The 25,305-nt window shown below is 70.2% G+C and carries 26 protein-coding genes; 13 read left to right on the plus strand and 13 right to left on the minus strand.

Features of this window, described 5'->3' with window-relative positions:
* Positions 1–8 precede the first annotated feature (8 nt).
* From nadA to OVA26_RS12175, 5 genes are read left to right on the plus strand one after another with little or no spacing between them, the layout of a single operon-like run.
* The gene (gene nadA, locus OVA26_RS12155) at positions 9–1,340 is read left to right on the plus strand and encodes a quinolinate synthase NadA (protein ID WP_268104224.1); all 1,332 of its coding nucleotides are present in this window, start codon (positions 9–11) and stop codon (positions 1,338–1,340) included.
* Positions 1,337–2,944: an L-aspartate oxidase gene (gene nadB / locus OVA26_RS12160; protein ID WP_268104225.1), complete on the plus strand. Its 1,608-nt coding sequence runs from the start codon at positions 1,337–1,339 to the stop codon at positions 2,942–2,944. The genes nadA and nadB overlap by 4 nt, the downstream gene beginning before the upstream one ends.
* Positions 2,938–3,795 carry a carboxylating nicotinate-nucleotide diphosphorylase gene (nadC, locus tag OVA26_RS12165; protein WP_268104226.1) on the plus strand — a complete coding sequence of 286 codons (858 nt, stop codon included), beginning with the start codon at positions 2,938–2,940 and terminating at the stop codon, positions 3,793–3,795. Before nadB ends, nadC begins: the two co-directional genes overlap by 7 nt.
* Positions 3,792–4,922 (plus strand): cysteine desulfurase family protein, encoded by a 1,131-nt coding sequence (locus OVA26_RS12170; RefSeq protein WP_268104227.1) that lies wholly within the window; start codon positions 3,792–3,794, stop codon positions 4,920–4,922. Before nadC ends, OVA26_RS12170 begins: the two co-directional genes overlap by 4 nt.
* Complete coding sequence (locus tag OVA26_RS12175) at positions 4,919–5,815, plus strand: glycosyltransferase family 2 protein (RefSeq protein WP_268104228.1); 897 nt, start codon at positions 4,919–4,921, stop codon at positions 5,813–5,815. Before OVA26_RS12170 ends, OVA26_RS12175 begins: the two co-directional genes overlap by 4 nt.
* 134 nt (positions 5,816–5,949) lie before the next feature.
* Here OVA26_RS12175 and OVA26_RS12180 read toward each other — a convergent pair whose 3' ends face one another.
* Positions 5,950–7,890, minus strand: a complete 1,941-nt coding sequence (locus OVA26_RS12180; RefSeq protein WP_268104229.1) for an ABC transporter ATP-binding protein — start codon at positions 7,888–7,890, stop codon at positions 5,950–5,952.
* A 194-nt stretch (positions 7,891–8,084) separates the two neighbouring features.
* On the opposite strand from OVA26_RS12180, the gene OVA26_RS12185 reads away from it, so the two are divergent.
* Positions 8,085–9,575: an MDR family MFS transporter gene (locus OVA26_RS12185; protein WP_268104231.1), complete on the plus strand. Its 1,491-nt coding sequence runs from the start codon at positions 8,085–8,087 to the stop codon at positions 9,573–9,575.
* Positions 9,576–9,857: 282 nt separating this feature from the next.
* On the opposite strand, the gene OVA26_RS12190 is transcribed toward OVA26_RS12185, so the two are convergent.
* Entirely contained in the window at positions 9,858–9,998 is a 141-nt protein-coding gene (locus tag OVA26_RS12190) for a hypothetical protein (protein ID WP_156371708.1), read from the minus strand.
* A gap of 142 nt (positions 9,999–10,140) precedes the next feature.
* Here OVA26_RS12190 and OVA26_RS12195 point away from each other — a divergent pair, with 142 nt between their 5' ends.
* Positions 10,141–10,689 carry a type 1 glutamine amidotransferase domain-containing protein gene (locus tag OVA26_RS12195; protein WP_056230112.1) on the plus strand — a complete coding sequence of 183 codons (549 nt, stop codon included), beginning with the start codon at positions 10,141–10,143 and terminating at the stop codon, positions 10,687–10,689.
* Between the two features lie 145 nt (positions 10,690–10,834).
* Here the strand turns inward: OVA26_RS12195 and OVA26_RS12200 are convergent, their stop codons facing one another.
* Both OVA26_RS12200 and OVA26_RS12205 read right to left on the minus strand, forming a co-directional pair.
* The gene (locus OVA26_RS12200; protein WP_056230108.1) at positions 10,835–11,659 is read right to left on the minus strand and encodes a DNA-formamidopyrimidine glycosylase family protein; all 825 of its coding nucleotides are present in this window, start codon (positions 11,657–11,659) and stop codon (positions 10,835–10,837) included.
* 12 nt (positions 11,660–11,671) lie between these two features.
* Complete coding sequence (locus OVA26_RS12205) at positions 11,672–13,078, minus strand: SPFH domain-containing protein (RefSeq protein WP_056230105.1); 1,407 nt, start codon at positions 13,076–13,078, stop codon at positions 11,672–11,674.
* A 172-nt stretch (positions 13,079–13,250) separates the two neighbouring features.
* Here OVA26_RS12205 and OVA26_RS12210 point away from each other — a divergent pair, with 172 nt between their 5' ends.
* Positions 13,251–13,661 carry a hypothetical protein gene (locus OVA26_RS12210; RefSeq protein ID WP_056230101.1) on the plus strand — a complete coding sequence of 137 codons (411 nt, stop codon included), beginning with the start codon at positions 13,251–13,253 and terminating at the stop codon, positions 13,659–13,661.
* 69 nt (positions 13,662–13,730) lie between these two features.
* On the opposite strand, the gene OVA26_RS12215 is transcribed toward OVA26_RS12210, so the two are convergent.
* Positions 13,731–14,699 (minus strand): aldose 1-epimerase family protein, encoded by a 969-nt coding sequence (locus tag OVA26_RS12215; RefSeq protein ID WP_074697046.1) that lies wholly within the window; start codon positions 14,697–14,699, stop codon positions 13,731–13,733.
* Between the two features lie 114 nt (positions 14,700–14,813).
* Positions 14,814–14,984 carry a CsbD family protein gene (locus OVA26_RS12220; RefSeq protein ID WP_268104234.1) on the minus strand — a complete coding sequence of 57 codons (171 nt, stop codon included), beginning with the start codon at positions 14,982–14,984 and terminating at the stop codon, positions 14,814–14,816.
* Between the two features lie 152 nt (positions 14,985–15,136).
* On the opposite strand from OVA26_RS12220, the gene OVA26_RS12225 reads away from it, so the two are divergent.
* The 4 genes from OVA26_RS12225 to OVA26_RS12240 all read left to right on the plus strand — a co-directional run bounded on the left by OVA26_RS12225 (position 15,137) and on the right by OVA26_RS12240 (position 18,912).
* Complete coding sequence (locus OVA26_RS12225; RefSeq protein WP_268104235.1) at positions 15,137–16,444, plus strand: D-alanyl-D-alanine carboxypeptidase family protein; 1,308 nt, start codon at positions 15,137–15,139, stop codon at positions 16,442–16,444.
* A 122-nt stretch (positions 16,445–16,566) separates the two neighbouring features.
* The gene (locus OVA26_RS12230; RefSeq protein ID WP_268104236.1) at positions 16,567–17,235 is read left to right on the plus strand and encodes a hypothetical protein; all 669 of its coding nucleotides are present in this window, start codon (positions 16,567–16,569) and stop codon (positions 17,233–17,235) included.
* 92 nt (positions 17,236–17,327) lie between these two features.
* Positions 17,328–17,945, plus strand: coding sequence for a hypothetical protein (locus tag OVA26_RS12235; protein WP_056230093.1), 618 nt, complete (start codon positions 17,328–17,330; stop codon positions 17,943–17,945).
* Between the two features lie 28 nt (positions 17,946–17,973).
* Positions 17,974–18,912: an ADP-ribosylglycohydrolase family protein gene (locus OVA26_RS12240; RefSeq protein ID WP_268104238.1), complete on the plus strand. Its 939-nt coding sequence runs from the start codon at positions 17,974–17,976 to the stop codon at positions 18,910–18,912.
* A gap of 7 nt (positions 18,913–18,919) precedes the next feature.
* Here OVA26_RS12240 and OVA26_RS12245 read toward each other — a convergent pair whose 3' ends face one another.
* From OVA26_RS12245 to OVA26_RS12275, 7 genes are all read right to left on the minus strand, one after another.
* Positions 18,920–19,744, minus strand: a complete 825-nt coding sequence (locus OVA26_RS12245; RefSeq protein ID WP_268104239.1) for a hypothetical protein — start codon at positions 19,742–19,744, stop codon at positions 18,920–18,922.
* Positions 19,741–20,187 (minus strand): DUF4279 domain-containing protein, encoded by a 447-nt coding sequence (locus OVA26_RS12250; protein ID WP_268104240.1) that lies wholly within the window; start codon positions 20,185–20,187, stop codon positions 19,741–19,743. The genes OVA26_RS12245 and OVA26_RS12250 overlap by 4 nt, the downstream gene beginning before the upstream one ends.
* 189 nt (positions 20,188–20,376) lie before the next feature.
* Entirely contained in the window at positions 20,377–20,913 is a 537-nt protein-coding gene (locus OVA26_RS12255) for a hypothetical protein (protein ID WP_268104241.1), read from the minus strand.
* Positions 20,910–21,359 carry a hypothetical protein gene (locus tag OVA26_RS12260; protein WP_268104242.1) on the minus strand — a complete coding sequence of 150 codons (450 nt, stop codon included), beginning with the start codon at positions 21,357–21,359 and terminating at the stop codon, positions 20,910–20,912. The genes OVA26_RS12255 and OVA26_RS12260 overlap by 4 nt, the downstream gene beginning before the upstream one ends.
* Before the next feature lies 1 nt (position 21,360).
* A complete protein-coding gene (locus tag OVA26_RS12265; protein ID WP_268104243.1) occupies positions 21,361–22,455 on the minus strand; it encodes a hypothetical protein in 1,095 nt (364 codons plus the stop codon).
* A 101-nt stretch (positions 22,456–22,556) separates the two neighbouring features.
* Positions 22,557–23,630 carry a redox-regulated ATPase YchF gene (gene ychF, locus OVA26_RS12270; protein ID WP_268104244.1) on the minus strand — a complete coding sequence of 358 codons (1,074 nt, stop codon included), beginning with the start codon at positions 23,628–23,630 and terminating at the stop codon, positions 22,557–22,559.
* A 39-nt stretch (positions 23,631–23,669) separates the two neighbouring features.
* Positions 23,670–24,419, minus strand: coding sequence for a class I SAM-dependent methyltransferase (locus tag OVA26_RS12275; protein WP_268104245.1), 750 nt, complete (start codon positions 24,417–24,419; stop codon positions 23,670–23,672).
* A 241-nt stretch (positions 24,420–24,660) separates the two neighbouring features.
* Here OVA26_RS12275 and OVA26_RS12280 point away from each other — a divergent pair, with 241 nt between their 5' ends.
* Positions 24,661–25,254, plus strand: a complete 594-nt coding sequence (locus OVA26_RS12280; protein WP_268104246.1) for a 3'-5' exonuclease — start codon at positions 24,661–24,663, stop codon at positions 25,252–25,254.
* Positions 25,255–25,305: the final 51 nt, after the last annotated feature.

A 25,305-nucleotide genomic window follows, 5' to 3' on the forward strand; every position in this document is an offset into this window, starting at 1 on the left:
AAACGCCCATGTCCGCCACGCCTCTCACCCTGCAGCCCCGCCCCGCGATCGACCCCAGCGTCGACCACGCGATCCAGGCGATCGTCTCGGGCGCCTCGACCGATGCGACCTGCTCGACCGACCTCGCCGTCGGCCCCTGGGACTTCGACACGCGCCCCGGCTACGGCCCCGGCTCGTCGATGGGCGATGTCATCCCCACGGGGGCGCCGCGCCAGGGCGAGCTGCCGCAGGAGTACCGCGACGCGTCCGACGACGAGCTCGACGCCCGCGTCCGCGCGGCGAAGGAGACGCTCGGCGACCGGGTGGTCGTGCTCGGGCACTTCTACCAACGCGAAGAAGTCGTGCGTCACGCCGACTACGTGGGCGACTCGTTCCAGCTCGCGAACGCCGCGAAGGAGCGCCCCGAAGCCGAGGCGATCGTGTTCTGCGGCGTGCACTTCATGGCCGAGACCGCCGACCTGCTGTCGCGCCCCGACCAGGCCGTCATCCTGCCGAACCTGGCCGCGGGCTGCTCGATGGCCGACATGGCCGACATCGACCAGGTCGAGGAGTGCTGGGAACAGCTCGAAGACGTGCTCGGCGACCTCGAGACCCCGGATGCCGAGGGCCTGGTCCCCGTGATCCCGGTGACGTACATGAACTCCTCCGCCGCCATCAAGGGCTTCGTCGGGCGTCACGGCGGAATCGTCTGCACCTCGTCGAACGCGCGCACCGTGCTCGAGTGGGCGTTCGCACGCGGTCGTCGCGTGCTGTTCTTCCCCGACCAGCACCTGGGCCGCAACACCGCCAAGGCGATGGGCGTGCCCCTCGAACAGATGCCGATGTGGAACCCGCGGAAGCCGCTCGGCGGCTCGACGGCCGAGGTGATCGAAGACAGCCGCGTCATCCTCTGGCACGGCTTCTGCTCGGTGCACCGCCGCTTCACCGTCGACCAGATCGACAAGGCCCGCGCCGAACACCCGGGCGTGCGCGTGATCGTGCACCCCGAGTGTCCGATGGACGTGGTCGACGCCGCCGACGAAGCGGGCTCGACCGACATCATCCGCAAGGCCATCGCCGCCGCGACCGAGCCCACGACCTTCGCGATCGGCACCGAGATCAATCTCGTGCAGCGCCTGGCCGCCCAGTACCCGCAACACGAGATCTTCTGCCTCGACCCGGTGGTGTGCCCCTGCTCGACGATGTACCGCATCCACCCCGGCTACCTCGCCTGGGTGTTGGAGTCGCTCGTCGCGGGCGAGGTCGTCAACCGCATCACGGTGCCGGCCGACGTCGCCGAGCCCGCGACCGTCGCGCTGGAGCGCATGCTCGCGGCCAAGCCGAACGGCGCCGTGAAATGACCACCGTCGTCGTGGTGGGCAGCGGCATCGCCGGTCTCACGGCGGCGCTGCACGCGGCCGAGTCCGGATGCCGTGTCACGGTCGTGACGAAGGGCGCCCTGCCCGACACCAACACGCGGTGGGCGCAGGGCGGGATCGCGGCGGTCACCTCCCCCGCCGACACCGTGGCCTCGCACGCCGCCGACACGCTCACGGCCGGCGCCGGTCTGAATGATCCGGATGCCGTGGACGTCCTCGTCGGCGAGGGCCCGGTCCGCATCGCCGAGCTCGTCGCGCGGGGCGTGGACTTCGACCGTGCCGCCGACGGCGACTTCTCGCGTGGGCTGGAGGCGGCCCACGCCGTCGCGCGCGTGCTGCACGCCGGCGGAGACGCGACGGGAGCGGCGATCCAGGCCGCTCTCGGCGACGCTGTCCGGGCCGCGGGCATCGAGCTGCGCGAGCACGCGCTGCTGCGCGACCTGTTGATCGCGAACGGACGCGTCGTCGGCATCGCGCTCGACGGCGGCGAGCGCCTCACCGCCGACGCGGTGATCCTCGCCACCGGTGGCGCCGGGCAGCTCTACGCCCACACCACCAACCCGCTCGGGGCCACGGGCGACGGCATCGCCGCGGCGATCCGCGCGGGCGCCGCCGTCGCCGACCTCGAGTTCGTGCAGTTCCACCCGACCGCGCTGGCCGTGGGCGCACCGTTCCTCGTGTCGGAAGCCGTGCGCGGAGAGGGCGCGACCCTCGTCGACGACACCGGCCGCCGCTTCGCGTTCGACGCCCACCCCGATGGCGAGCTCGCCCCGCGCGACGTCGTGGCCCGCGCCAACGCGCGCGCGATGGCCGGGCAGGGCGGTCGCCCGGTGCGGCTCGATGCCGCTGCCATCGGCGACGAGCGCCTCGCGCAGCGCTTCCCCACGATCGACGCCGCCGTGCGCGAGCGCGGTTTCGACTGGGGTCGCGAGCCGATCCCGGTGACCCCCGCGGCGCACTACCTGATGGGCGGGGTCGTGACCGACCTCGACGGACGCACGACGGTTCCCGGGCTCTACGCGGTCGGCGAGACCGCCCGCACGGGCGTGCACGGCGCCAACCGCCTGGCCTCGAACTCCCTCCTCGAGGGCGCGGTGTTCGGCGCACGCGCAGGAGAGGCCGTGGGCCGCGACACGGTCTGGCCCGTCGCCGCCGTCGCGCCCGTCCCCCTTCGGGAGGTCCCGGACGCCGCTGCCCCGCCCTTCACCCGCGCGGCGCTCCAGCAGCTGATGTGGACCGACGCGGGGCTCATGCGCGACGCCGCGGGCCTCACCCGGGTCGCCGGGATCCTCGCCGCGTGGCGCACAGCCGGCGCAGCCCTCGGTGTCGAAGACGCGAACCTGTTGCTCGTCGCGTCGCACGTGGTCGACGCGGCGTTGCGGCGCACGGCATCCGTCGGCGCGCACTTCCGCTCCGACGCCGAGACCGGTTCGATCGCTGCGCCGGCGGTCGGCGCCGACACTCGCGTCCCCGCCGCCGTCACTGCCCCCGAAACTGACACCGACCCGCGCGACCCCTCACCCGCCCGCGTGCCCGCCACCGCGGCATCCGCCCCCTCCTCCCCCTCGAAGGTGCTCGCATGCTGACCCGTTCCGCCATCGACCGCGTCGTCACCGCCGCCCTCGAAGAAGACGCACCGTGGGGCGACCTCACGAGTGAGACCCTCATCCCCGAGAACGCCGTCGCCCGCGCGGAGCTCGTCGCGCGGGTCGAGGGCGTCTTCAGCGGAGCCGCGGTGTTCGCCGCCGCCTTCACCCTCACCGACCCCTCGACCTCCGTCGAGCATCTCGTCGCCGACGGCGAGCGTTTCTCCCCCGGTGACACGCTCGCCGTGGTCACGGGCCCTGCGCGTGCGGTGCTGACCGCCGAGCGCATCGGGCTCAACTTCGTGCAGCGCATGTCGGGCATCGCCACCCTCACCGCCCGCTACGTCGCCGAGGTCGCCCACACCGGCGCGCGCATCGTCGACACGCGCAAGACCACGCCCGGCCTGCGGGCGATCGAGCGGCAGGCCGTGCGCGACGGCGGCGGGCACAACCACCGCTTTTCGCTCTCGGATGCCGTGATGGCCAAGGACAACCACCTCGCCGTGCTGACCGCGCAGGGTGTGTCGGTGACCCAGGCACTCGAGAGTGCGATCGCGCGTCTCCCCCACACCACGCACGTCGAGGTCGAGGTCGACCGCCTCGACCAGATCGACGCGGTGCTCGCGGCCGGGGTCGGCACCATCATGCTCGACAACTTCTCGCTCGACGACCTGCGCACCGGTGTCGCCCGCATCGCCGGCGCCGCGCAGGTCGAAGCATCAGGGGGCGTGAGCCTCGAGACCGTCCGCGCGATCGCCGAGACCGGGGTCGACGTCATCTCGGTCGGAGCCCTCACCCACTCGGCATCCGCCCTCGACCTCGGGCTCGACATCCGCATCGAGACGGCGTGAGCCTCTACCTCGACAACGCCGCCACCACCCCCGTGCGCCCCGAGGTGCTCGAGGCCATGACCCCGTACCTCACCCGCTACTTCGGCAACCCGTCGAGCCATCACGAGGTGGGTGAGGCCGCGGCATCCGCCCTCGACGACGCCCGCCGTCGCGTCGCCGCCGTGCTGGGCATGCGCCCCGCAGACGTGCTGTTCACCTCGGGCGGCACCGAATCGAACAACGCCGCGATCAAGGGGATCGTCCTGGGGTCGGAGCGGCGGCACCTCGTCACCACCGCGATCGAGCACGAATCGGTGCTCGCCTCGGCCGACTACCTGCACCGCCTCCACGGCGTCGAGATCACCCACACACCCGTCGACGACACCGGAACCCTGACCCCCGAGGCGCTCGCCGCAGCGCTGCGCGACGATACGGCCCTCGTGTCGGTGGGCTATGCCAACAACGAGATCGGCACGGTGCAAGACGTCGCCGCGCTCGCCGCCGTCGCGCACGCCCGCGGGGTGCCCCTGCACCTCGACGCCGTGCAGGCTGCGGGGTGGCTGCCGCTGTCGGGGACGGGGGCGGATGCCGTCACCATCGCCGGACACAAGCTCGGCGCCCCGAAGGGCACGGGCATCCTGGCCGTGCGCGGACGCCTGCCGTTCGAGCCGCTGCTGCACGGCGGCGGGCAGGAGCGCGGCCGTCGCTCGGGCACCCCCGACGTCGCCGGAGCCGTGGGGATCGCCACCGCCCTCACCCTCGCCGAGACCGAGAGGGCCGACGAGGTCGCCCGGGTCGGCGCCCTGCGCGACGCGTTCATCGCCCGCGTGCTCGCCCTCGTTCCCGGCGCGCGTCTGACCGGTCACCCGACGCATCGCCTCCCCGGGACGGCGAGCTTCGTCTTCCCCGGCACCAACGGCGAGACCGTGCTGCTCGAGCTGGAGCGGCGCGGCATCGTGTCCTCCAGCGGATCCGCGTGCGCGGCCGGCAGCGACGAGGCGTCGCACGTGCTGCTCGCGATCGGCGTCGCGCACGACGACGCCCGCACCGCCGTGCGGTTCACGCTCCCGCACGGTCTCACCGCTTCTCTCGACGACGTGGCAGATGCCGTCGCCACCGCCGTCACCGCCGTAGGATCGCGCGGGTGAGTTCCACCCCCGTCACCGTCATCGTCCCCGGGTTCGACGTCGCCGCCTTCGCCGAGGAAGCCCTCGACTCCCTACGGGCGCAGACGCACCCGCACTGGAGCGCGATCCTCGTCGACGACGCCTCGAACGATGACACAGCGCGCATCTTCGCCGACGCCGCCTCCGCCGACCCGCGGTTCCGCCTCGAGCGGCACACCTCACGGCGGGGGCTCGGAGCCGCCCGCAACACCGGCCTCGCACGGGTCGACACCCCGTACACCGCGTTCCTCGACGCCGACGACGTCATGCGCCCCCACGCCCTCTCGCGCCTGGCCGACACGCTCGATCGCACCGGCAGCGACTTCGCGGTGGGCGCCTACGTACGTCTGCGACCGGATGCCGACACCCCCGCCTACGTCGCCGGAGAGGTGCAGCCCTGGGTGTCGGCATCCACCGATCCCGCCCGTGAGCGCACGACGCTCGCGGAGCACCCCGCAGCCTCGGGCAACATCGTGGCGTGGTCGAAGATGAGCCGCACCGCCTTCTGGCGCGAGCACGACCTGCGGTTCCCCGAGGGGCGTTACTACGAAGACCAGGTCCTCACGCAATGCATGTACACGCTGGCGGCGGGGTTCGACGTCATCCCCGACGTCGTGGTCGACTGGCGCCAGCGCCGCGAGGGCGGGTCGATCACCCAGCGACTCAGCGAACTCGACATCCTGCGCGACTACCTCGACGCTCTCGGTGAGGGAATCGCGGTCCTGCGGGCCGCCGGAGCCGACGCGGCCGTGCGGGAACGCGGGGCGCTGATCCGCACCCTGGACCTGCCGCCGCTCGAGCGCATCGCCGAGTCGCACCCCGACCCCGCGTACCGCATCGCGCTCGAGGCGTTCGTCGAGACCCTGCCCGACTGACGCCCGCCCGGGCCCAACCGCGGAGCCCCCGCCCGACACGCCGATGGCGGATGCCGCTACACGGCGCGCGGTTGGAAAGCTCCGCCGTTGTGCACGCGGCGGACCCGCGCCCGTCCGGTCTGATGGCGGGCGCCTCAGGCGGGTGCCTCGTCGGCGCGTCGCGCGGGAAGGGCGGCACGGGCGAGGCCCGCTTCGTCGAGCTGCTCCTCGGCGAGGACGAACGACGCCGCGAGCTGTTCGGCCGCGAGGCTCGCGTACAGGCCGCCTTGGGCCAGCAGCTCGCTGTGCGTTCCCGATTCGACGATGCGGCCGGCATCCACCACGTGGATTCGGTCGGCGCCGATGACCGTCGACAGGCGGTGCGCGATCGACAGGGTCGTGCGTCCGTGCGAGGCCGTCTCGAGGGCCTCTTGCACGATGCGCTCCGACACCGTGTCGAGGGCGCTCGTGGCCTCGTCGAGCAGGAGGACCGGCGGGTCCTTCAGCAGCACGCGCGCGATCGCGATGCGTTGCTTCTCTCCGCCCGACAGACGGTAGCCGCGCTCGCCCACGATGGTGTCGTAGCCCGCCTCGAACGAGGCGATGACGTGGTGGATGTTCGCCGCGCGGCACGCGGCCTCGATCTCGGCGTCTGTGGCGTCGGGGCGGGCGTAGCGCAGGTTGTCGCGAACGGTCGCGTGGAACAGGTAGGTCTCTTGCGAGACGATGCCGATCTCGTCGATGATCGAGGCCCGGTCGAGGGTGCGCACGTCGGCGCCCGAGAACATCACCGCTCCCCCGGTCGCCTCGTACATGCGCGGAGTCAGGTAGAGGATCGTGGTCTTGCCCGCGCCCGATGGGCCGACGAACGCGACGTGCTGGCCGGGCTCCACCGTGAACGAGACGCCGTCGAGGGTGGGCCGCGCCTGCGCGGGGGCGTCGGGGTAGCGGAACTCGACGTCGCGGAACTCGATGCGCCCCACCGGTCCCGGAGCGGCCGAGACGGGCCGCGCGTCGGGCTCGTCGACGATCGCGGGACGCAGGTCGAGGTACTCGAAGATGCGGGCGAACAGCGCCGACGAGGTCTGCACGTCGAGCGCGACGCGCATGAGCCCCATCAACGGCATGAGCAACCGAGCCTGCACGGTGGTGAACGCCACGATCGTTCCTGCCGTGATCGCTCCCGCGCCGCCTCCGATGAGGTACCCCGCGACGAGGTAGATGACCGCGGGAACACTCGACATGATCACTTGAACCACGGCGAAGAAGCCCTGGCCGCTCATGGCCCGGCGCACCTGTAGACGGACCTGATTGTCGTTCTCGGCGTCGAAGCGGGCGGATTCCGTGCGCTGGCGGTTGAACGACTTCGACAGGAGGATGCCGGAGACGCTCAGGGTCTCTTGCGTGATCGCCGACAGCTCCGACAGCGACTCCTGCGTCTCGCCCGCGATGCGCGCCCGCACCTGGCCCACGCGGCGTTGCACGACGAGGAGGAAGGGCATGAGCGCGACCGCGATCAGGGTCAGTCGCCAGTCGATGAGGATCATCGCGACCAGCGACGCGATGACCGTCACGGCGTTTCCGAGGATGCTCGTGACCGTGTTCGTCAGCACGCCCGAGACACCGCCGACGTCGTTCTGCAGACGAGACTGGATGACGCCCGTCTTGGTGCGGGTGAAGAAGCCGAGCTCCATGTCTTGGAGGTGATCGAACAGGCGCGTGCGCAGATCTCCGGTGACCCGGTTGCCGACCGTGGCGGTGAGCCAGGTCTGGCCCACGTTGAGGGCCGCCGAGACCAGGAAAAGTCCGATCATGATGCTGACCAGGAAGGCGAGCAGTGAGAGGTCGGGGCTCGACCCGTCGACGGGGAACAACGCGTCGTCGAAGATCCGCTGCACCAGCAGCGGCGGGACGACGGCGACGGCCGCGCCCACCACGACGAGGAGCGCGGTGAAGACGATGCGACCGCGGTAGGGCCGGAACAGGTCGACGACGCGGCGACCGAGGTGGGCCACGCGCGGGGCCTGCGCGTTGCGACGGCGCTGCACCTCGGCATCCACGCCGCGGAACATACTCCCGCCCATCCCCATGCTCATGATCGTCAGCCTACGTCCGACCACCGACACCGGCTCCGGCTCCGGCGGTGTCGGGGGCACCCGATAGGGTCGCGAGCGGGTCTCCTCCGATCCGTGGACCCGCCGTCGGAATAACCCGGGCCGCACCTCCGTTGTGACCCTCGCAGTCGCCCTCCGTGGCGCCACGAAGCCCCCCGCACGTAAAGGACCTCGTCATGGCCGCCACCGGCACCGTTCCCGTCTCCCGACCCCACGCCGCCGCACCCGCGGCGCCCGCGCCCCGCCCCGGCCCCGTCATCGCTCTGCTCGTCGTCGCCGCGTTCGTCGTCATCCTCAACGAGACCACGATGTCCGTCGCTCTGCCCGCGATCATGGCCGACTTCGGCGTGAGCGCCGCCACCGGACAGTGGCTCACTTCGGCTTTCCTGTTGACGATGGCCGTCGTCATCCCCCTGACCGGCTTCCTCCTCGAGCGCTTCCCCATCCGCGTCGTCTTCTTCAGCGCGATGGGCGTCTTCGCTCTCGGTACCCTCGTCGCCGCACTCGCTCCGGCCTTCGGCGTCCTGCTCGCGGGCCGCATCGTCCAGGCGATGGGCACGGGCGTCATGATGCCGTTGCTGTTCACCACCGTCCTGAACCTGGTCCCCGCGAACAAGCGCGGTCGGGTCATGGGCGTCGTCACGATCGTCATCGCCGTCGCTCCCGCGGTCGGCCCGACCGTGTCCGGCCTCATCCTGTCGGCTCTCACCTGGCATGCGATCTTCTGGCTCATCCTCCCGATCGCCCTCGTGGCCATCGCGCTCGGTGCCCGCTGGGTCCGCAACGTCACCCAGACCCGTCCCGACGCACGATTCGACGTGCTCTCCGTGGTCCTGTCGGCGATCGGCTTCGGGGGTCTCGTCTACGGCCTCAGTGCCATCGGCGAGTCGGCATCCGGGCACTCGTCCGTTCCGGTGTGGATCCCCCTCGCCGTCGGCGCGGTCTTCGTCACCGTCTTCGTGATCCGTCAGCTCCGCCTGCAGCGCTCCGACTCCGCTCTCCTCGACCTGCGCGTGTTCCAGAGTTCGTCGTTCCGTCTCGCTGTGCCGCTGGTCGCGATCGTGATGGCCGCGCTCTTCGGCTCGCTCATCCTGCTGCCGATCTTCCTGCAGCAGGCGCTCGGTCTCAGCAGCCTCACGGTGGGTCTCATGCTGCTTCCGGGTGGCGTGCTCATGGGCGTGATGGCCCCGATCGTCGGCCGCCTCTTCGACCGCTTCGGGCCGACCCCGCTCGTCATCCCCGGCATGCTGATCGCGGCCGCGGTGCTGTGGACGATGGCGCTCACCTTCGGTCAGGACACGCCCATCTGGTGGATCGTGACGGTGTACCTCGCTCTCAACCTCGGGCTGGGCCTCGTCTTCACACCGCTGATGACCTCCGCGCTCGGCTCGCTCCCCCGCCGGTTGTACTCGCACGGCAGTGCCGTGGTGGGCACCGCCCAGCAGGTGGCCGGCGCGGCGGGTACGGCCGGTTTCGTGGCCATCATGACCGTGTTCTCCAGCGCCGCTCTCGCCGGTGGTGTCGATCAGGCCGGAGCCGTCGCGTCGGGCGTCCACGCCTCGTTCATCGTCGGCGCGGTCATCGCCACCGCAGCGGTCGTCCTCGCGTGCTTCGTCCGCAAACCGACGGAGGCCGAAGACGCCGACGCGCCTGTCGCCGCACACTGACCTCGGCACCGGGTGGGCGCGCCCGCGCCCGCCCGGTCTTGCGAGACACGCCAGCTCCCCGACCCGGGACGGGCGGAGGGGCTGCAGCCGTCCTACGCGGCGCCGCACTGAGGCACGCGCCGACGCGGCGTCGATGCGACACGCGAAGCGAGCGTTCAGCGTGACAAGCGCTGGCTGAAGTCAGAGCGATAAGCCACGACGCGAAATCAAGACGACACGCGCCGGCGCAGCGCCAGAGCGCTCACGGCGGCGAGGGCCAGCGCGACACGCACCAGCACGGAATCAGAGCGAGCAGGAACCGCCGCCGCAGCACTGCGACGCGGAAGGCTTCTCTGTGGTGTCGGTCTCGACACCGGGAGCGTTGAGCAGCGCGATCAGCGGCTTCGACGCGGCGGTGGTGTCAGAGGTGGTGTCAGCGGACATGCGCTCCATGCTACGCCTGCGCGCGAGCGCGGGGGCCGCGCGATTCAGGTAACGCCGGGGTCGGGCATCCGCAACCCCCGTCTCTCCGTCTCGCCCGGTTCTTAGCGTGGAAGCACCCCCGATCGAGAAAGAAGGGCTCCCCATGACCGACCTCACCGGAAAACGCATCGCGTTCCTCGCCACCGACGGATTCGAAGACAGCGAGCTGACCAGCCCGTGGGAGGCCGTGACCTCCGCCGGAGCCGAGGCGGTCCTCGTCTCGCCGAACGACGACAGCATCAGCGGCGAGAAGGGCCACGAGCAGAAGGTCGACCTCTCCGTCTCGGGCGCCTCGGCGGGCGACTTCGACGCCCTCGTGCTCCCCGGCGGCGTGCAGAACGCCGACGACATCCGCATCGTGAAGGACGCCGTGTCGTTCACCCGTGGCTTCTTCGACCAGCACAAGCCGGTCGCCGTCATCTGCCACGGCGGATGGATCCTCACCGAGGCCGACGTGCTCAAGGGCCGCACGCTCACGAGCTACCCCACGCTGCAGACCGACCTGCGCAACGCCGGTGCCACGTGGGTCGACGAAGAGGTGCATGTCGACCAGGGCTTGGTCTCGAGCCGTAACCCCGATGACCTGCCCGCGTTCAACGCGAAGCTCGTCGAAGAGGTCGCCGAAGGAAAGCACTCCGGCCAGACCGCCTGAGCATTCCGCGACGAAGGGGCCCCGCACTTCGGTGCGGGGCCCCTTCGTCGTCCCCGCCGCCCGAGGGGTCAGAACGTGTCGCCGAGCGACGCGCGGGGCGACGCGTATCGACCCCTCACACGGGCTGCGCGCCGGGGCGCGCCGCTCAGGCGTCCGCGGGCAGCGTCTGGCAGGACGGGCACCACTGCCCGCCGCCCTTCGTGCCGGGGATGTCCTCGATCACCCCGCCGCAATCGGGGCAGGGCTCTCCCGTACGCCCGTGCACGCGCATCGACGCGACCTTCGCGGCCTTCTGCTCGGCGATCGGGACTCCGCGACGTGCGATGACGGCAGCGGTCAGGGTGTCGTGCAGCGCATGGTGCAACCGGATGATGTCATCGTCGCTGAGGGCTGCGGCGTGGGCGGTGGGCGACAGTCGCGCGGCGAAGAGGATCTCGTCCGAGTAGGCGTTGCCGATGCCCGCGAGCGTCTCCTGCTCCTGCAACAGCGCCTTGAGCTGCTTGCGCCGCCGCCCGAGGGCTTCGGCGAGCTTGTCTCGCGAATAGCTGGGGTCCGCGGCATCCGGTCCGAGTTTCGCGACCGAGGGCACCTCGTCGGCCGCATCGACGACATGGAGCTGCACCGACAGCCACTCCGCGGCATCAGTGATGCCCAGGATGCCGTGGTCGAACACGATCCGCGCGATGACAGCCGCTCCCGCGGGGGCGTCGTCGTCCGCGGGCCCGTCACTCCAGGTCGCCCACCCGGCCCGCCCGAAGCCCAGACCCAGGTGCACACCGTCGAGATCGAGGTCGATGTGCTTGCCGTGGCGAGTCACCGCGGTCACGGTACGACCGACGAGCTCGTCGAGCGGCCGCGCTCGGGTCTTCAGCGCCCGCCCCTCGACGAGCTCGACGCCGGTCACGGCGCAACCGGTGAGGCGCTCGCGCAGGAAGAGCGCGAGCGCCTCGACCTCGGGTGCCTCAGGCACCGGTCGCTCCGATCACGACTCCGACGACGCCGAGGGCGTGGTCGGGGCCGGGTACGAGCGCGTCTGGGCGGATTCGCCGGCGTGCTGGGGGTTCGTGAACGCGTCCGCAACGACCCGACCCTGGATGATCTGCGTCAGGTCGATGCCCGTCGCCGCCTTGACCGCTTCGAACGACGAGCGCAGGCCCGTCGCCGATTCCGTCGCGAGGTGACCGCTGGCGCCCTCGCCGCCGAGGACGGTGATGTTGCCGACGCGGTCGTAGCCCTTGGCGAACTCCGCCATCATCGGCACCAGGGCCTCGAGGGCGCGCTGCGCGAGCAGGGCCTCCTGGTTGTGCGACAGCGCCTCGGCCTCGGCGCGGATCGCCTCGGCGCGGGCTTCACCGGCCAGGCGGACGGCCTGGGCGTCGGCCTCGGCGCGCACGCGCACGGCGGCGGCTTCTTGCTCGGCGATCTCGGCGCGGGCCTGGGCGGCCTTGATCTGCGCGTAGGCCTCGGCGTCGGCATCCTTCTGGCGCTGGTAGAGGTCGGCGTCGGCGACGCGGGAGACCTCGGATTCCAGGCGGGCCTGCGTGTTCTGGGCCTCCTGCTGCAGGACGGCCTGGCGGCGCTCGGCGCGGGTCAGTGCCTCGGCCTGCTCGGCCTCGGCATTGGCGCGACCGACCTCGGCCTTGGCCGCGGCGCTGTTCTTGTCGAGCTTGGTCTGCTCGATGAGGTTGGCCTCGTCCGTGGCGATCTGGCGCGCGCGGATCTCGCGGACCGCGTTGATGCGGGCGACCTCCGCCTCGCGCTTGACGCGCTCGACCTCGGTCGCACCGAGGGCGGAGATGTACCCGTTGGTGTCGGTGACGCCCTGAATCTGGAACGAGTCGAGGATCAGGCCCTGCGACGAAAGGTCGGCCTTGATGCCCTCGGCGATCTGGTCCGAGAGACGCTGGCGGTCGCGCATCAGCTCTTCGACGGTCAGCGTCGCGACGACACCACGCAGCGCACCCTCGAGCTGCTCGGTCGTGAACTGCTCGATCGCCTTGTCCTGCGAGGCGAAACGCTCGGCCGCGCGGCGCACCGACTCCGGGTCGGATCCGATCTTGACCAGGGCCACGCCGCTGACGTTGACGGTGACGCCGTTGGACGACTGCGCGGTCGGCTCCATCTTGATCTGGCGCGCGCGCAACGAGATCATCTCGCCGCGCTGCGTCAGCGGGTTGACGATCGCGCCGCCGCCCGTGATCACGGTGATGCGCGAGGACTCGCCGTCGGCGCTCTTCTGCCGCTTTCCGACGATGACCAGCGCTTCGTCGGCCTTCGCGACGCGGTACCAGCCGCGGATCACCAGGCTGAGCACGATCATCACGACGATCGCGACCACCACGACGATGGCGGCGATGACGCCGATGGCTCCGAGGGCGGCGAGTTCCATACTTCTCCTTCGACGGGTACCGCGAACCGCGGTACGGGGGAATTCCTTCCAACCTATCCGGGGGCCCGCGGGCGGTGTCCACCCCTTCTGCGCACGATTCCGGTCCCCGCGGGGGTGGGGAGGAGCGTACCGTTGAGGGTGGGCGGCCCGAACCGCCCGAGAAGGGTCCCCCATGAAGATCGTTTCGTCGCAGGACTGGCGAGATGCCATCCGCTTCGATGCTCCCGTGCTCGTCTCCGAGGTCGTCCCGGGCGAAGCCACCCGCTGCGTCGCCTGCGGCACTGAGGGTCCGCTGTACGAGCGCACCGAGCTGTGGGCCGTGAAGCACCGCCACCCCAAGCACCACGGCGGGTTCGTGCGGTTCTACTGCGAGGCACACAAGCCGGCCGCCCCGCCGCCGCCGCCGGCCCCCACCATCGAGGCCCGCCGCGCCCGTGCCGCGTCCACTCCCAAGGAGCGTCGCGCGCCGAGCCTCAAGCCCACCCCGATCACCGACCGCCCCACGCGCGCGATGTGCCCCGACTGCTTCGTCGAGGTCTCCGCGGGTGGCGACTGCGGGATGTGCGGGGCCCAGGTCCTCTGACCGACGGACCGCCCACATGAACAGAACCGCCCCGGATCACTCCGGGGCGGTTCTGTCGTTGGCAGGGTCTCAGCGCGCCGAGATGGTCCACTCGGCGTCGTGCGAGGCTCCGGGGTCGAGCGAGACGACGCCCGTGTCGAAGTCGTAGGCGTCGTCGTTGAACGCGTCGGGTGCGCAGGTCATCGGTTCGACGGCGAGGCCGGCGCGATGACCGGGTGTGCCGGGACCGTCGGGCAGATCGGCGGTGTGGATCTGCACCCACGCGCACTCCCCCGCCCAGCTCATCTCGACGCCGGTGCCCGAGGGATCGGTGAGCGTGACGGTCGCGCGGCCGTCGGCATCCCGGATCAGTCCCGTGTAGGCGTGGTCGATCTCGACCGCACCCAGCACCCGCTCGTCGCGGAAGTCGAAGCGCTCGGCGTCGGAGGTGACGGATGCCAGTGCCACCGGCGCGAGCCGATCGGGGGTGACTTCGAGAACGGTGTCGGCGGGCAGGCCGAGCGTCCACTCGTCGAGGGTCGCGGGGCCCGCGACGAGGTACGGGTGGGGTCCCGTGCCCCAAGGCGCCGGTGTGTCCGACAGGTTCGTGGCGCGGACGGTCTGCGTGAGGCCGTTCGCCGCAAGGCGGTAGGTGGTCGAGACGACGAGCCACCAGGGGTACCCGGCCTGCGCGGTGACGGTCGCGGTCAGGGTGACGGCGTCATCGGACGCCTCGAGGATGTTCCAGTCGACCCATGACAGCAGCCCGTGCAGCGCGTGCCCGCGGTTCGGCTCGGTCAGCGGCAGCTGGTGCTCGACGCCGTCGAAGTGGTGGATGCCGTCGACCACGCGATTCGGCCAGGGGGCGAGCGTCGTCCCCCGGTAGCCGGGACGAAGCTCGTCGGCATCGAAGGGAACGACGAGGTCGCGGCCCTCGTACGTCAGGGAGCGGAGGGAGGCGCCGACGCTCGCGATCGCGGCTTCGTAGCCGTGTGCGCGGAGGACGACGGGGGTGCCCGAGACCACGGTGGGGGTCTCGGTGGGAACGGCAGCGGTCATGTCGCCATTATCCCGGCCGCGGCCCCCGCACCCCGGCATCCCCTCCGCCGGATGTCATCCGAACAGACGAAATGCCCCGATCCACACGGATCGGGGCACTTCGGGGAGGGCGACTTACTTGAAGGCGTCCTTGACGTTCTCGCCGGCCTGCTTGGCGTGGGCCTTGGTCTGGTCAGCCTGACCTTCGGCCTCGAGGCGCTCGTTGTCCGTCGCCTTGCCCATGGCTTCCTTCGCCTTGCCAGCGATGTTCTCCGCAGCGTTTTTGATCTTGTCGTCGAGTCCCATAGTCGGCTCCTCCCGTGTGGTCTTCGGGTATCTCCCGATGTGCGTACACGGTAAGCCGCCGACCTTCGGAGAAAAGGGGGGCTTGAATTTCGGGTCGTGGTGGGGAAGAGAAACCAATAGGTTCGAAACGTGGGGACCCCTGGAGAGATCTCGTGAGCACGCTCGCCGATTTCGGCGACCTCCTCGAGGAAGCACCGCGAGAGCCGCAGCCGAGCGGTCGCGCCGGGCGCGTCGTCCTCATCGTCTTCCTCGTCGTCACCCTCCTCATCCTCGGCGGGGGCGGTGGCTACGTGTGGTGGGCCTCGTCCGCCGCTCTCCCTGCCCCGACCGTCACTTCGCAGGCTCCTGCCGCGAACGCCGGGGCGGCGGCATCCCTCGCCCTCCCCGCCGGAGGCGAGACCCTGCTGCGCGTCGACGGAGGCGCCGACTACCTCGGCCCTGATGCGGCCCAGTCCTTCGCCGCGTCGGGAGGGAACGACTCGCGCTCCCTCGCGAGCATCTCGAAACTCGTCACCGCCCTGGTCGTCCTCGACGCCCACCCGCTGAGCGGGCCGACCGACCCCGGGCCGACCATCTCGTACACCGAGGCCGACACCGATCTGTACGACCAGTTCTACGTGCAGGGCGCGGTCATCGCGCCGATGCCCGACGGACTGAAGCTGTCGCTGCACGACTCGCTCACGACCATGCTGCTGCCCTCGGCCGCCAACTACGCCGTCGCCATCGCCCGGTGGGGGTTCGGTTCCGAGGGGGCGTACGTGTCGGCGGCTCGATCGTGGCTAAGCAAGAACGGTCTGAACGACACCCGGATCGTGGATGCCACGGGCATCGACTCCCGCAACGCCAGCACCCCGAGCGATCTGCTGGCGCTCGCGAAACTGGCCGAGGCGAACCCGGTCATCGCCCAGATCGCCGGCACCCGATCGGCGCAGATCACCGGCGCCGGCACGGTCACCAACACCAACGACCTGCTGGGGACCCTCGGCGTCACGGGTCTGAAGACCGGCAACCTCGGCGACGGCACCTTCAACCTGCTGTTCACCTCGTCGCTCGACGTGGGAATCGGTTCTCCCCTGCAGATCACGGGCGTGCGACTGGGTGGCGAGACCCACGACAGCACCGACGCGGACGTCCGCAACCTCCTCCAGAGCATCAGCGACGGCTTCCACGACATCCCGCTCGGCACGGTCGGCGACGACCTCGGCACCATCTCGACCCCGTGGGGCTCGAGCGCGTCGCTCGTGCTGGCCAAGACGACCAAACTCCATACGTGGTCGGACACACCCGTCTCGGTCACCCTCGACACCACGACCCCGCAGAACTACGCCGACGGCGAGGTCGTCGGCTCGGTCACGTGGACCGCGGGGCCGCAGACGACGTCGGCCGAGGTGAAGATCAAGGGAGCGATCGAGGAGCCGTCCCTGTGGTGGCGGCTGACGCACCCGAGCGAGCTGGGCTGAGCACCGAGGACGCCCGCTTCCCCAGGAACGAGTCGACCGGATGCCGAACCCTCGCGGTGTCATCGACCGCGGCGCGTCCGGGGCTCGTTGAAGACCGACCGCGGGGCGGATAGCGTTCGTCTATGAGGCGAACAGTCCCCCTTCTGACATTCACGGCCGTTCTGGCCCTCGGCCTGAGCGCGTGCGTCCCGCAGCCCTCCCCCGAGCCGACGGAAGCGGCTTCGCCGACGCCCGCCTTCACCCCGTCGGAGAAGCCCACTCCGACGGTCTCACCCACGGCCGACGCGGCAGCCCCGGCGAGCGATGCCGTCCTGATCGTCTCTCTCGACAGCGCCTCGATCGCCGCGGGGTCGACCCTCGAGTACTCGCTGAACTCCGTCGACGCGTGGACGGCGGCGCTCGCCACGGCCCCCACGCAGTCGGCGGTCGAGGGCCCCTACGGCGGCACCCTCGAGCTCACCGCGCTCACCTGGCCGGGATTCACCCTGACCGTGCCCAACGACGGATCCACGCGCGGCGCCACCGTTCGCGTGACCACGCCCACGGTGTCCGGCCACCCGGTCGTCACCACGGGCGGCATCGGTGTCGGCTCGACCCGCGCCGAGGCGGTCGCCGCGGGCGCCACGGAGGGCTTCGACTCCACCGAGCTGCGCCTCGACACGCGCGACGCACCGGGGACGCAGTCCCTGCAGCGCCCCGGCGAGGTGGGGCGCGAGTACGTGATGCTCGTGCTCGACGGCGACGCGGTGACGCAACTCATCCTGCCGGCGAACGACTTCAGCGACATCTGATCCCTCTTTGCGGGTGAAACGCGCGGATCCCCCGGGTGAAATACAGTGCATCTCCTCGCCCCGGACCGGTGCCTCACCCTAACGTGAGGGGCATGTCGCCACTCCCTCTCGAACCCGGAACCCTCGCCGATTGGGTTGCGGCGCTCGCCGCCGTCCTGGGGTGCATCTTGAGTATCTTCGCGCTCCGCGTCGCGCTCGCCGCGAACAGGACCGCTGACGAGACGCGTCAAGAGGCCGTCGCCTCCGCGCGCGACTCGGCTACGCGCGAAGCCCAACGAGACGAGGTCGACCGAGCGCGCGACCGTCGCCAGTTGGCGGGCAGCGTCGCCTCATGGTGGGCGGCCGACCGAGATGAAAGCGGTCGCCGATACGGGGTCGTCGTCTCGAACCAGAGCCCGACGTCGGCCGTGTTCTACGACGTCGAAGTTCACGTGGCCGGCCCGGGCGAGAACACCCACATCATCCGCATGAAGGTGCTGCCGCCCGGACAGTTCTTCGTCCAGAACCGAGGGCTCGCCCTGCAATCCTCCTGGGACGGTATTCCCCGACCAGTCCGCGAGGCTGACGTTCTCGACCCCTTCACCGTCGCCGGCGATCGCTCCATCACCCGGTTGGAGTACGCCGATGGCCTCGGCACGAGGTGGCGGTGGACGCCCGGGGAAGGTCTCGTCGAGCTTTCACCGAGCGCCCTCAGCGCTGCACGCGTCTGAGAAGAGACGTCGCTCCTAGGCTGAGGTCATGAGCGCCCCCTCCCCCGCACAGGTCGATCGCGCCATCGGCGCCGTCCTCGTCTCGGCCGCGGGCGACGCCCTCGGCTCCGCCTACGAGTTCGGCCCTGCCCTCGCCGACGAGGTCGTGCCCGCGTTCGGACGCGGGCATTTCGGCCACGGCGAGCGCGAGTGGACCGACGACACGAGCATGGCCGTTCCGATCCTCGACGAACTCGCCGCCGGACACCGCCTCGAAGACCCCTCGTCGCTCGAGTCGATCGTGCACCGCTGGAAGGAGTGGGCGGGCGACGCCCTCGACGTCGGAGCCCAGACGCGCCAGGTCCTGTCCCGCATCCCCGCCGGTGGAGGAATGGATGCCATCACCGCGGCATCCCGCGCCGTGCACGACGCGTCGGGTCGCAGCGGAGGCAACGGCTCGCTCATGCGCACGGGTCCCGTCGCCCTCGGCTATCTCGATCGCCCGCGCGAGGATCTCGCCGCGGCCGCCGGCGCCGTCGCTCGCCTCACCCACTGGGAGGACGACAATCTCGACGCGTGCGCTCTGTGGTGCGGGGCGATCCGCCACGGCATCCTGACCGGGGAACTCGACATGCGCGCGCAGCTCGATCTCGTGCCCGCCGAGCGCCGCGGTCGGTGGGGCGATCTCATCGACGCGACCGAGGGCCGGCATCCGCGGGACTTCGAACAGGCGAACGGGTGGATCGTCCGGGCGTTCCAGGGCGCCCTCGCCGCCGTCTCAGGCGCGGCGACGCCGCTCGACGCGATCGAGCGCGCCGTGCGCGGCGGGAACGACACCGACACGGTCGCGGCCATCGCCGGCTCGCTCGCGGGCGCCGTGTGGGGCGCCGACGCGCTTCCCGCCTCGCACGCCGAGGGCCTGCACGGCTGGCCCGGTATCGACGGCACCGAGCTCGCGCGCCGCGCGCGGGCCGCCGTGGGGGCCTGACGCCGCGTCAGAGGGGGTTCGCCACGCTGAACACCGTGATCAGCACCCCCACCGGAACGAGCAGGGCAGCGGCGGCGATTCCGATCCCGATCCACACCCATCGCGGCAGACTGCGCTTCAGTCGGCGCCCCTCCGGACCGACGGATGCGGACAGCCCCGGCGCTGCCCGATCGTCGCTGTACCCGTCGGTCTGGGTCCACGCCTTCGCGCCCACCGTGGCCCGGATGCGCGCGAAGCGCTCCCAGACTGCGGGATCGTGGAGGTCGAACCCGCCGGGCCGGTACACGATCAGCATGTCGTCACGCACCTCGACGTCGAGGTCGCCCGTCTCGTCGATCAGCAGCGCCATGAGATCGGGCGTGAAGACGTAGAGCGCATCGCGCTCGTAGCCCTTCGGCGCGAAGAGGTGGAAGTGCGTGTCGAAGTCGCCCTCGAGAGAGAGTCGCTGCCTCCGCTGCGGTCGGTGCTGGAGCGATGACAGGATGCCGTCGTTGCTCCGCGCATCGAGCACGAAGTGCGGCAGGTGCCGGGGCAGTCGGATCGCCAGGTAGCCGAGGTTGATGCTCCTCACCGGCACGTTGACCGACACGCTCGTCCGAATGGTGACGATGCCGTTCTGGCGAACGTTTTCGGCCTTTCTCGCCCCGCCGACGATCCGGCCGGCCTCCCAGTCCGCGCCGGCGATGCGGTCCTGGACGTTGCCCGCCGTGGCGTACTCCCACATGTCACCCGAGAGCGCGGGAGGCTCGGCGGTCGGCTGGGACGTCCAGCCGTTGGCCGCGGCGAAGGCGGCGAGATCGTCGATGCGGGCGGGCTCGGGAATGGTGGTCACGTGCCCGACCCTTCCTCGCCGAGGAACGTGGTGCCGTAGAGATGGCATCCGAGGACACTGATCTTCGCGAGAAGGTCCGCTTCTAGGACGAAGCCTCCCTGCGTGCTGTCGGAGTCGCCCGACCACCAGATGATCGTCTCTCCGTCGTTTCGAAGGTCGGCGAGCTTGTGGGCGACGGGAAGCACCCGATCGACCACCTTCCGCACAGCGGAGAAGCCGGTCTGATCCTCGGCGTCCGTGTCGTCCGCGTCTTCGTGCAGGCACCAGAACGTGCGCTGATACCTCGCGTAAGGCGGCGTGAGGTTCCGACCGGCGCGCCCGGACGGCGTCGGGTCACCGATGTCTCCCGAGCGTTCCGGCTCCACTCCGAGCATCTCGGTGATTTGCGCCACGCTGTACTTGTCGCTGTACACGCACAGCGACGCACTGTTGTGCCTGATCATGTGCGCAAGGCTAGTGCGCCGCCAGACCGAGCGTTCTTTGGGCGCCCAGCCGCTGCGTGCAGGGTCCCGTTCGGCGGGTAAATGAGCCGTTCCGAGAAGCAGCGCACGCCGCTCGCAGCACCTGCCATCACTCGCTGCAGTGGCCGCCGCGATTTCGCACACGCTCTCGGCAGCCCCGCGAAACACCCGCTACGCGGAAGCCGTCCCGCCGAGCGCATCGACGAGGATCCGCGGATCGATATCCAGGTTCTCGGCGGAGACCGTTCGTCGCCGGAGCTTGCCGCCGTCCTGCCGAGTGAAGACGACCAGGGGCGCCTGGAACAGACCGGATGCCGGGCGGATCTCGGCGGTCGTGCCTTCGCGGACCCACTGCTCAGCACGCACCCGGGGAGCAAGAGCAGACGGTCGTTCGAGGGCGGGGAACTGCACGCTCGTCGGGGTGATCGCGACCGCGATCTCGGGCATACGCGGCCGCCGCCTGAGCTGGCGCACGCCCAACGCGCCGATGGCCAGAGGGACCACGAGCGTCACCGCGAGCACGAGTGCCGCGGTCACCTGTCCGCCCGCGGCCACAACCGCGATCGGCAGCAGCGTGACGAATCCCCAAACGACTGCCAGAGCGATCGCCGCGATGCCTTGAGCCCGCACCACCTTCTGAAGAGTGTCTTCAACCGCTGCACGCTTTGCCTCGTCGTAACGCGCAATGAACGACGTTTCGGGACTCATCGCTCGAACGCTGCGGGGTTGTTCGTATCGATGGCCGTATCGCGGACGACTTGCCAGCCACTGCGCTCATCGTCATTGATTGCGTCCCGAGTGGCAGTAGCACGGCGCATGACGTCGGCAACATCCGAAGCGACTTCCTCTCGCGTCGGCATCACCGTGCGACGACGAGCTTGTTCGACGGCTTCGTCCAGCGCGCGGCGTTGCTCCGGCTCAATCGCAGCCAACTTCACGGTTTCGGGGATGCGGGAGTCGAACGATTCGCGCCATAGAGGATCGTGAAGGAGCGTCCGAAGGGGTCGCTTGCCGTTGGCAATTAGCCGTAATCGACTGGCATACGCCTCGTCCTCGGTCGCGTCGGCGAGCGCGAGCAATCGTTTCTTCAGATTCGATGCGAAGTCGTCGTCGGTCGTGCGCAGCAGCGCCGCGGACACATCAGTAAGATTCATGTCAGACCTCCGGGAGAGAGACGAACTCGATGTTGGTGGTGGCGGAGCCGAGGGTCGCTCCGGCCGCGATTGTCAGCGAGAGCGTGGTCATCATGGCGCCCCACGCACTCGAAAATGCCTCCACAACCGCGATCACGGCGGAGACGACCGCCGGTACGGCTGTCGCACCCCCGCTGAAGATGGCTGCGAGCGCCTCGCCGACAGAGGCGAATCCCATCAGGAAAACGACGAGCGCATCAACGGCCGCATCGAGCGCAGACAACAGGCCCTGACACGCTCCGAAAGCTGCCCACGCCGCATTGGAGTACTTCAACGCGAGGTCGCCGTACACCTCCGGTTGGGCGGCAAACGCCGCCGCAAGTTCTGCAAAGTATTCGCCAGCACGGTCGGCGCTCTCTCCGCTGGTCCAGGCGGCGAACACATCCACCGCCAGGTTGTTCACCTCGCCGGCGAGGCCGTCAAAAAAATCTCCGAGATGACCGAAAGCGCTTCCTGCCAGCGCCACTTTGTCCCAATCGCCGCCGAGCTTCTGCGCGAGGAATTCGAACAGGTCCTGGCCCTCAGTAAGGGACGGCGCAACGAGCTGAAATATCGCATTCAGAAGCTGCCGACCCCAGTAGGACAAAGAGATGTAGTCCGGCCAGTTGATGATATTCCACACGACCGCGAAGGCCGGGTCAGCTACGGAAGACTCGGGTGGAACGAGCGCCGCGCTTGGAGAACCGACGGCAATGCTCTGGTGCTCTGTGCTCCCGTCGATGGGCGCCGTCGCCACGCCCGGATCGAGATCATCGAACAGGTCACGAACGCTGACCTGGGCATCGTACTCGTTCTCGTCGAAGCGCCGAGCTACATCATCTAGAGCGCCGCCCGAGGCAATCATCAACGCCTTCGATCGCATAAGCCCGGAGTCAACCCTGGACGCGTAAGAGCTATGCTCCGATAGAAGCCACTGGATTAACGCTCCACCCGCCCACGACTGCGCCTTATCGATGTGGTTATCGAAGTACTCCAACGCGCGACCGACGTCGTCAGCAAGCTGCAAGCACGCTTCGCCGCCCCCTCGAACCACCGACGTATCAACCTGAATGGCCATGAGCCTCTCCCCCCGAAGTGGTTCGTCAGCTTACGGGGTCGCTGCCCACCCCGTCGACACTTCCGCCCTCATCGCGCGGGCCCGGGCCGCGCGCCGTCCGCTCAGTTGTTGAAGCGGAACTCCACCACGTCGCCGTCCTGCATGACGTAGTCCTTGCCCTCGAGGCGGGCCTTGCCCTTCGAACGGGCCTCGGCGACCGAGCCGAGCTCGACGAGGTCGTCGAACGAGATGACCTCGGCCTTGATGAAGCCCTTCTCGAAGTCGGTGTGGATGACACCGGCCGCCTGCGGCGCCTTCGCGCCCTGCGGAATCGTCCAGGCGCGCGCTTCCTTGGGGCCGGCGGTGAGATAGGTCTGCAGGCCCAGCGTGTCGAAGCCGATGCGGGCGAGCTGGTCGAGACCCGACTCGTCCTGGCCGGTCGACGCAAGCAGTTCGGCGGCGTCCTCGGGGTCGAGGTCGATGAGTTCCGACTCGATCTTCGCGTCGAGGAACACGGCCTTCGCGGGAGCGACCAGCGCTGCCAGCTCGTCCTTGCGCGACGGGTCGGTGAGCACGGCCTCGTCGACGTTGAAGACGAAGATGAACGGCTTCGCGGTCAGCAGCCCCAGCTCGCGGATCGGCGAGAGGTCGATTCCGGATGCCGACAGCAGCACGCCACGCTGGAGGGCGTCCTGCGCGGCCTTGGCGGCCTCGAGCACCGAGGGGTCGAGCTTCTTGCCCTTGACCTCTTTCTCGTACCGGGTGATCGCCTTCTCGAGCGTCTGGAGGTCGGCGAGCTGGAGCTCGGCGTTGATGGTCTCCATGTCGTTCGCCGGGTTGACCGAACCGTCGACGTGGACGACGTCGTCGTCGGCGAATCCGCGCACGACCTGCGCGATGGCATCCGCTTCCCGGATGTTCGCGAGGAACTGGTTGCCGAGGCCCTCGCCCTCGCTCGCGCCGCGGACGATTCCGGCGATGTCGACGAACGACACCGCAGCGGGCATGAGCCGCTCGCTGCCGAACACGTCGGCGAGCTTCTGCAGGCGCACATCGGGAAGGTTCACGACCCCGACGTTGGGCTCGATGGTGGCGAACGGGTAGTTCGCCGCGAGCACCGAGTTCTTGGTCAGAGCGTTGAAGAGGGTCGACTTTCCGACGTTGGGAAGGCCGACGATTCCGATGGTAAGAGCCACGGGAGTCCAGGTTACCCGGCTCGGAGCCCGGTCACCGCGTCACGGTCGCCGTGCGCGGAAGGCGTGGGTGACGTACGGCAGGGCGACGGAGCCTCCGTCGGCGAGTTCGGGGACGGATGCCACGACCCCGTCGACCGCGGCCTCGATGCCCGCGCGCTTCTCGGGGCTGGCCGTGATGATGTCGCTGCGTGAGACGACGAGGTCGCGCAGTTGCGGCAGGGTGATGCGCCTCTCCCACGACCATTCACGGTGCTCGAGCTCGCCGTAGGGCTCGGCGACGCGCGGACCGGTCGTGGCGAGGAGGACCTCGGCGTTCGACCCGCCCATGGCCGCGGTGAGCCGTCGCACCCAGTCGACGCGGTCGTCGCGGATGTTCCAGATGAGCCCGAGCACTCCCCCGCTGCGCAGCACGCGAGCGGTCTCTCGCGACGCCGGCTCGACGTCGACCCAGTGCCAGGCCTGGCCCATGACGACGGCGTCCAGACCGGAATCGGGCAGGGGCAGATGCTCGGCCGTGCCGACGAACGTGGGCACACCCCGCGCGTTCTCGCGCAGGGTCGCGAGCATGTCGGCATCCGGATCCACGGCCACCACGTCGGCGCCGAGCTCGGCGACCGCGCGAGTGAGCTTGCCCGTCCCCGCCCCGACGTCGGCGACGCGCAGCGCGCGACCGGCCTTGCGCACGGGTTCGAGCAGCCACGCCACGGCCTCGGCGGGATACCCGGGCCGCCCGGATTCATAGGCGGAGGCCGCCTGCCCGAACGAGGTCGACTTCTCGCGATCGGTCATGCCCCGACCCTACGCCGCCCCTCCGACATCGCATCCGCCCCACGTCCTCACCCCAGCCCCGCGGTCACGACGCAGGGACTTCGGCCGGCGTCGGGTAACCGCAGCCGCCTCTCGGTCCTCGCCGGCACGCATCTGCCGCAGAACGTTCAAGCGACCGCCGCCGGAGCGAATCGGCAGACCGGATGCCGCCGACCCCGGCGCGCCTCTTCGTCCCCACGGGAGCGCGGGTGAGGGTGGAGTCGTGGCTCTGGACTTCACCGCGATAGACTTCGAAACGGCGAACTCCAGCGGCGCGTCCGCGTGCGCGGTGGGCCTGGCCCGCGTCCGGAACGGCCGCGTGGTCGCCACGGCAGCCTGGCTCATCAAGCCGCCGCCAGGTCACGACCACTTCGCCCCGATCAACGTCGGGATCCACGGCATCCACCCCTCCGATGTCGTGAACGCGCCCGATTGGACGACGCAACTCGAGCGCCTCACCACCTTCGCGGGAGCCGACGTCCTGGTCGCGCACAACGCCGGTTTCGACATGTCGGTGCTGCGCCGGGCGTGCGCGGCGACCGGCGACGAGTGCCCGCCCTACCGCTACATGTGCAGCGTGCAGATGTCGCGCAAGACCTACACGCTCGACTCCTACCGGCTCCCGCTCGTCGCCGAGGAAGCCGGCTGCTCCCCGTTCGCCCACCACGATGCCCTGGCCGACGCCGTCGCCTGCGCCGAGATCACGATCGATTGCGCCCGCCGCGCCGGCGTCGACGACGTGCACGCCCTCGCCGCGCACCTGGGCGTCCGTGTATCGCAGATCGCGGCGGAGCCGGTCGAGCGCGCCGTCGCCTGACGCCTCTCGGCCCGTCTTTCCGGCGATGTCGGAGGTCTGGTGCAAGCTGAC

Origin of the sequence: Microbacterium sp. SL62, from assembly GCF_026672635.1 — a bacterium.
Classification (GTDB): Bacteria; Actinomycetota; Actinomycetes; order Actinomycetales; family Microbacteriaceae; genus Microbacterium; species Microbacterium testaceum_A.